Below are 6,868 nucleotides of genomic sequence, written 5' to 3' on the forward strand. Positions count from 1 at the left end.
ATTATCGGAATTATGGAACATATCGAACCATGCGGAGTGCACTCTGGAGACAGTAACGCTACTTTGCCACCGTTTAATTTAGGTGAGTTCGTGATGCAACAAATAAAAGACCATACGAAGAAAATAGCTTTGGGATTAAAAACAGTAGGTTTAATCAATATCCAGTTTGCTATCAAAGATGATACAGTGTATATTATCGAAGCCAACCCTAGAGCCTCTCGTACGGTTCCGTTTATTGCGAAAGCCTACGGAGAACCTTATGTAAACTATGCGACTAAAGTAATGTTAGGACACAATAAAGTAACCGACTTTACTTTTAACCCACAATTGAAAGGATTTGCTATCAAGCAACCCGTTTTCTCTTTTAGTAAGTTCCATAATGTAAACAAAGCATTAGGTCCAGAGATGAAATCAACCGGAGAAAGCATCTTGTTTATTGATGACTTAAAAGACGATCAATTCTACGAATTGTACTCTAGAAGAAAAATGTACTTGAGTAAATAAAGATTCATTTACTATCATAAAAAGCCCCATTCGGGGCTTTTTTAGTTTTATTTAATCTGTTAGGACGGTAAATTAGATTCTTAAATGCAGTGCAAGTTTGTTATTTAATAGATTTCACAACCTATAGGCGATCCTGGAGGAGCTGTTTCGTGTAAAGTAGCTTTGGCTTTCTCGGGTGCTTTAATTCGTTCGAGTGTTAGCAGTAAGTAGCCTTTTCGAGTTTCCTCTTTGGTTCTTTTAAGTTGGGTTGTCGCATTTTTTTTGATGTCGTCTATTGCTTTTAAAAGCGCAGCCTTTGTAGCAAATGAAGCGTCGTCATTTACCGAGACCGCAAGTAAGTAGGTAAGTAACATTTGCTCGTTTTGCTGTTGGATTAATCCTTCTAAACCAGCTGCTTTTTTTTGATTCCAAAGTTTGGAGGTTATCACTTCAATTAACTCATCAATTCCTAGTCCGTTATTTTCAGCTTGATACTCCACTAATCTATTCAATCGTTTTGTATTGAATAAAAACGATAGTGGAATATCGCTAGCGGCTTCAGCGGCTGCCAATGGATCAAAAGCTAAGCCTGTTTTTCGATTGAATAGTTCATTAGTATACTCGTAGTTTGCTGGACGAGGCGGAATCAAACTAAGTATCCTTTGCGGCAGTGCTAATGCTTTAGGATCCATACAGTTTAGTACAGCATCCAATGCTTTTAGTTGGTCCTCCTTGGAAACAGCTTTTGTTATCATCTGTCCATCTCCTTTGACCGCATACGAATAGTATTGTCCTCCAATAACTTTTGTGGCAGCTTCAACTTGATAGCGGTGAAATAGATAAACAGGAACTAACACGTCTTCAAGTAGCGCCATTGGAGTACCCTTACTGATGCTGTTTATTCCAAATTTTGACAATGCTTTTGCTCGAACTTTCATAACTCTATTTAGCTCTTCTACGGCATCATTGCCGGTATCCCACAAGTGAGCACTTGGATGTAAACCGCCTGGATCGCGAGCATCTCTATCTGAAATAAACGTTAATCCTTTTGCAGCAGCATCAGTAAGAATTTGGTTTAAGGCAACGGCTTCGTTACTGCCTTTTGGAAATTGTTGGTAACCGTATTGGATACTAACTTTATCCCAATCTCCAATTTCGTTAGTGTAAGCATTCGATAGGTCAATCTCGTCGTTACTATTGATAGTTACTAATGGCGGCGGATAATCCATAACACTTGCTCTGTTTTGCGTACTGGAAATGTAGTTGTGCATAATTCCTAAAGTATGTCCAAGCTCGTGAGCCGCTAGTTGCTTTAGGCGTTGTAGTGCCATTTGTGCCATCTTATTATCTGCGGGTACATTTTCGTTCTCAAAAGGCGAAAGTAAACCTTGCGCAATAAGATAATCTTGTCGAACACGTAACGAACCTAAGCTGACATTGCCTTTCAGGATTTCTCCAGTTCGAGGATCAACAACGGAGTAACCATAACTCCAGCCTCTAGTAGATCGATGTACCCAATTAATCATGTTATAACGAAGGTCCATTGGGTCAGCATCTTCGGGTAGTATTTTTACTTGAAAGGCATTGGTATATCCAGCGGATTCAAAAGCTTGATTCCACCAGCTAGCACCTTCAAGTAAGTAAGATCGTATCGGTTCGGGAACGCCATTATCTAAATAGTAAATTATCGGTTTTACGGCTTCACTTTGCTCCGCTGCTGGATCTTTTTTCTGCAAACGATGGCGAATGATAAAGTTTTTTTGGAGTGGTTCTCCAATGGGAGTGCTGTAATCATAGTAGGAATTAGTGATAAAGGGAGATCGCGCATCGTACAAACGAGTTTCGAACTTGTCATCGGGCAATTGCACAAAAGAATGATGAATACGTACACTGATTGCATCACTATTTGGAGTTACTTCATTGACAAATTGGCCAGATTTACCACTTTTATTTACAAAAGTTAGTGTAGTTTCGAATTCCGTATTTAAAGGGAAGTTTTTCGTGCGCTCCAGATATAAGGCAGTTCGGCTGTCATCAATTGAGTAACTTCCTTGATTGTTACTTTGCAAAACAGTACTTATTTTTAAAGCATCCTGCATCAAGAAGGAGGTAATATCTACAAGTACACTGCCTTTAGTCTCTGCAGCAACGCTAAATCCCCAGATGGTTGATTGCGCAAAGGATTGTTCAACTGCTCTTCTTTCAGCGACATCATTAGTTATCGCTCGGAAGGAATAGTTGGGTTGTATCATTAAAATTTTGTTGCCAACTCTATTAAATTTCACGATAGCAGTAGAGCCAATTTTACCTCGGTCAAGTCCAATGTCGTTGGATCCTAAGCCAGCGGGTAAAGAGGTTTGGTATAAGAATTCTTTATCAAATTCATCAATTTGAAGCCATATTTTACCGGTCGATCCTTCCCAGTAAAAAAGTTTATAGCCATTGTAAGCGGTCATGTTCTTAGTTTTTTCTGCAATTGAAGTTGTTTGTGCTCTAACAAAAGTAGGTAGAAAAAGGAGCAGTACTAGCAACCGAAGTAAATGATGTTTCATTGTGGTTTGTTTAGATTATGGTTTAGTATTGTTGGTTTAAACTAGCTTACAATCATCTTCTGAGCTAAATTTTTTAGTTCTTTTCTAAATATTTTTTTACAAAAAGTACAACCGCTAAAGTGAGTACACCACCAATTAGTCCAAAAATAAATTCTCTTAGGGTGTCTGGTAAACTTTCAAATAGATGATGAAAGAGGGGAATATTATGCGCAAAAATACCACCAGCAACGAGCAACAAAGCAATTGTTCCAATAAATGCTAAGGCTTTAATTACTTTTGGTAAAGCCAAAATTAGAACACCACCAATTTTTTTAATTACACCGCTCTTTTTCATCTGTAATTTGGTTCCAGCATCATCCATTCTGACAATTAAGGCTACAATTCCGTACACACCTACCGTTGCTATGATAGCGATAAAAGTGACCACTAAAATCTGTTTGATCAAGGGCTCACTCAATACTTCTCCTAGTGCAATAATCACAATTTCTACCGAAAGTATAAAGTCGGTTACAATTGCCGATTTAATTTTGTCTTTCTCTACCAGTAAAATTTGCTCTTCTGTTAAGGGTTCCATAGTGATTTTGCTTTCTCCGTGGTCGTGGGGAACTACATATTCATATATTTTTTCAACTCCTTCATAAGCAAGGTACAATGCACCTAGGATTAAAATAATAGTTATAGCAATTGGGGCGAATGCACTCAATAAAAAAGCAAAGGGTAAAATGATGAGTTTGTTCAATAAAGAACCTTTAGTAATCTCCCATAAAACTGGAATCTCTCTTGAAGATACAAAACCAGATGCTTTTTCAGCATTTACAGCCAAGTCATCACCTAGTATTCCCGCCGTTTTTTTAGTGGCAACTTTGGTTAGCACTGCTACGTCATCCATAAGTGCGGCAATATCATCTAATAATGCAAAAAATCCTGAAGCCATATAGTTGTAAGTTTAATAATTAGAACACTAACCCAATACTCTTAAGTCTGGATTAGAGTTGTGATGTCTTGTGAAAGTTAAAAGTTAATAAAATACGCAAACCTCTTCTAGGCTCTTTCTCTCTAAATCAGGAACCCAACATTCATTTGCTGGATAGCCAACAGGAATCAGTAAAAATGGCTTTTCGTTTTCCGGACGATCTAGTATTTTAGTAATGAAATTCATTGGGCTTGGCGTGTGCGTCAAGGAAACTAATCCGGCATCGTGTATGGCAGCAAGTAAAAATCCTACTGCAAGACCTACACTTTCTTGCACGTAATAGTTATTTTTCTTTTTTCCGTCTTCGCCAAATTCGTAAATACGTCTAAAAACAATGATGAGGTAAGGTGCAATTTCCAAAAAGGGCTTTTGCCAATCAGTTCCTAATGGTTTTAAATCGTCCAACCATTCGTTAGACATTCTGGATTCGTAACTTGCTTTTTCTTCTTCCTCGGCTGCAATCCTGATTTGTTTTTTTATTTCGGGATTAGCGATAACGCAAAAAGTCCAAGGTTGTTTGTGTGCTCCAGAGGGCGCCGTCGAAGCAGTTTTTATGATGTTCTCGATTACCTCGCGAGCAAACGGGCGATCAGAAAATTCGCGAACCGAACGGCGTCTGTCCATCTTTTCATAAAAAGACTGTGCTTTATCGAGCATCTCTTGGTCTGATACGATTGATTTACTGTAACTAATATAAGGATGGTTGTCGATTAATTTTTTAGTAGGCATTTCTATTGCTTTTTTTGTCTCCTCAAATATAACTTTATTTATTTCAAAAATAAATTAAGTTGTGCTTTTGATCGGTAGTTGGGAGTAGGTCTTTTTCTTTTTAATACTAATTCGAGCAATGTTCTTGCGATGTGATTGCAATTGGAGTTTCGTTTACTATTATTTACTTCAGCGCAAGTCCGACACCTTTTATATAATCATTTTGACTATTTTTACTGCTGAAAAGTAAATAGTAATGGAGAACGTAGAAAGAATAAATCAGAATGCCAAAGCCGACAAAAATTCGGGATTAGGAACGAATTCAAGTAGTTATGGCGGACGATTTATTATGTTATTGGTATTGAACATCTTGATGGTAGTACGAGTACTGACAGTGAACTGGTTAAGTTTGGTCAAGCTTATTTTTTCAGTGCACAAACCTTTACGACTGTGGGATACGGACATATTAGTCCAACAGGATTCTTGGCCAGTGCTTTGTCAGCAGCCGAAGCTTTGATGGGATTATTGAGTTTTGCCATCGCCACCGGTTTGTTTTTTGGGCGTTTCAGTAAACCCACTGCTTTTTTAAAGTTTTCCCACAACGCACTAATTGCTCCTTATGGTGAGGGAACTGCTTTAATGATTAGGTTGTCTCCCTTTAAGAATACTAATTTTACCGATGCCGAAGCGCAAATGACTTTGGGGATGAGTATCATGGAAAATGGTGTTTTGGCTAATAAATTTTATCAATTGGAGTTAGAATTATCTCAGATTAGTGCCCTTACCTTAAGTTGGACCTTAGTGCATCCTATTACTGAAGAAAGTCCTTTGTATCAACTAACAGAAAATGATTTTAAAGCGATCCACGGCGAAATATTGGTTTTTATTAAAACGTTCGACGATATGTTTAGTGCCACAGTGGCTACAAGATCTTCTTACACTTTTGATGAAGTGGTGTACGGCGCTAAGTTCACACCCATGTATGCGCGAAGCATAGATAACTCAAAAACAGTGTTATACCTTGATAAATTGAACAAATTTAATGCTGTAACACTACCATAACATAATTATTTTTACCCATTTTACCCATTTTCAGTATAATTTGTTTTACATTTGTTTATCAAATACGGAAAAACGATGAACAATGTAAAAAATGTCTTTAGTATCAAGGATCTTGAAAACCTTTCAGGGATCAAAGCGCATACTATTCGCATCTGGGAGAAAAGGTACAATGTATTGCAACCGATGCGAACAGATACTAACATTCGATTGTACGACTTAGCAAGTTTACAAAAATTGTTAAACATCACTTTGTTGCACGAATACGGTTATAAAATATCTAAAATTGCTTCCTATCCTGAGGAAAAAATCCCCTCGTTAGTACGTGAAATCGTTACGTCTAAAAACGCGAAGAGTCATGCTATCAGTGCGTTTAAAATGGCGATGATGAATTTTGATCAGGAACTTTTTTTAAACACTTATAACTGGTTGATTGAAGAAAAGTCTTTTAAAGAAATTTTTCATCAAATATTCATTCCTTTATTGAATGAGTTAGGCTTATTGTGGCAAACGGATACCATATCTCCGGCGCATGAACATTTTGTTAGTTACCTAATTAAACAGAAGTTGTTGGTAAACTCCGAGAAGTTGCAGCAATTGGAACGCACTAAAAAAGGAAAAGTATTTGTGTTGTCACTTCCAATGAACGAAATTCACGAATTGGGATTAATGTATTTGCATTATGAAATTTTGCTTAGCGGGTACAAAAGTATCTACTTAGGTGAAAGTATGCCAATCGAAAGTTTGAAAGAACTAAAGAAACATTTCGAATCGATAGTTTTCGTGTCGTTTTTCACGGTACAACCGGATCGCGGCATTATCAACGAATACGTTCAAGAGATGACTGATACTTTATTAGACGATAAAACCGAATTATGGCTAACCGGTAGATTAGTCGAGTTTTTAGACCGTAAAGGCCTGTCAGAGCAGATAACCGTCTATAATTCTATCAAAGAATTAACAGAAAATATTGAAAATTTGTTTAACGATTAATTATATTTGCTAGACAAATGAAAAAAAGAATTACAATAATAGGTTCCGGTTTCTCTGCTTTAGCAGCTTCATCTTATTTGGCTCAAAGCGGTCACGATGT

The 6,868-nt window shown here is 37.3% G+C and carries 5 protein-coding genes and 1 pseudogene; 3 read left to right on the top strand and 3 right to left on the bottom strand.

Annotated elements, in window-relative coordinates; genetic code table 11:
• Positions 1 to 504 (top strand): annotated as a pseudogene (locus P8M54_RS03670) (carbamoyl-phosphate synthase large subunit); the annotation flags it as partial.
• 104 nt (positions 505 to 608) lie between these two features.
• Here P8M54_RS03670 and P8M54_RS03675 read toward each other — a convergent pair.
• The 3 genes from P8M54_RS03675 to P8M54_RS03685 form a co-directional block, all read right to left on the bottom strand.
• The gene (locus tag P8M54_RS03675) at positions 609 to 3,035 is read right to left on the bottom strand and encodes a zinc-dependent metalloprotease (protein WP_300285321.1); all 2,427 of its coding nucleotides are present in this window, start codon (positions 3,033 to 3,035) and stop codon (positions 609 to 611) included.
• 73 nt (positions 3,036 to 3,108) lie between these two features.
• Positions 3,109 to 3,969 carry a DUF808 domain-containing protein gene (locus P8M54_RS03680; RefSeq protein WP_300285323.1) on the bottom strand — a complete coding sequence of 287 codons (861 nt, stop codon included), beginning with the start codon at positions 3,967 to 3,969 and terminating at the stop codon, positions 3,109 to 3,111.
• An 84-nt stretch (positions 3,970 to 4,053) separates the two neighbouring features.
• Complete coding sequence (locus P8M54_RS03685) at positions 4,054 to 4,737, bottom strand: nitroreductase family protein (protein WP_300285326.1); 684 nt, start codon at positions 4,735 to 4,737, stop codon at positions 4,054 to 4,056.
• A gap of 339 nt (positions 4,738 to 5,076) precedes the next feature.
• On the opposite strand from P8M54_RS03685, the gene P8M54_RS03690 reads away from it, so the two are divergent.
• Both P8M54_RS03690 and P8M54_RS03695 read left to right on the top strand, forming a co-directional pair.
• Entirely contained in the window at positions 5,077 to 5,778 is a 702-nt protein-coding gene (locus P8M54_RS03690; protein WP_300285332.1) for an ion channel, read from the top strand.
• A gap of 75 nt (positions 5,779 to 5,853) precedes the next feature.
• Complete coding sequence (locus tag P8M54_RS03695; RefSeq protein WP_300285329.1) at positions 5,854 to 6,768, top strand: MerR family transcriptional regulator; 915 nt, start codon at positions 5,854 to 5,856, stop codon at positions 6,766 to 6,768.
• Positions 6,769 to 6,868: the final 100 nt, after the last annotated feature.

The sequence above is a fragment of the Flavobacterium sp. genome, assembly GCF_029242675.1.
GTDB lineage: Bacteria > Bacteroidota > Bacteroidia > Flavobacteriales > Flavobacteriaceae > Flavobacterium.

What these genes read in the sequence shown, in the direction of transcription:
- P8M54_RS03675 (WP_300285321.1), bottom strand. Translation starts at nt 3,035, where the DNA reads ATGAAACATCATTTACTTCGGTTGCTAGTACTGCTCCTTTTTCTACCT.
- P8M54_RS03680 (WP_300285323.1), bottom strand. Translation starts at nt 3,969, where the DNA reads ATGGCTTCAGGATTTTTTGCATTATTAGATGATATTGCCGCACTTATG.
- P8M54_RS03685 (WP_300285326.1), bottom strand. Translation starts at nt 4,737, where the DNA reads ATGCCTACTAAAAAATTAATCGACAACCATCCTTATATTAGTTACAGT.
- P8M54_RS03695 (WP_300285329.1), top strand. Translation starts at nt 5,854, where the DNA reads ATGAACAATGTAAAAAATGTCTTTAGTATCAAGGATCTTGAAAACCTT.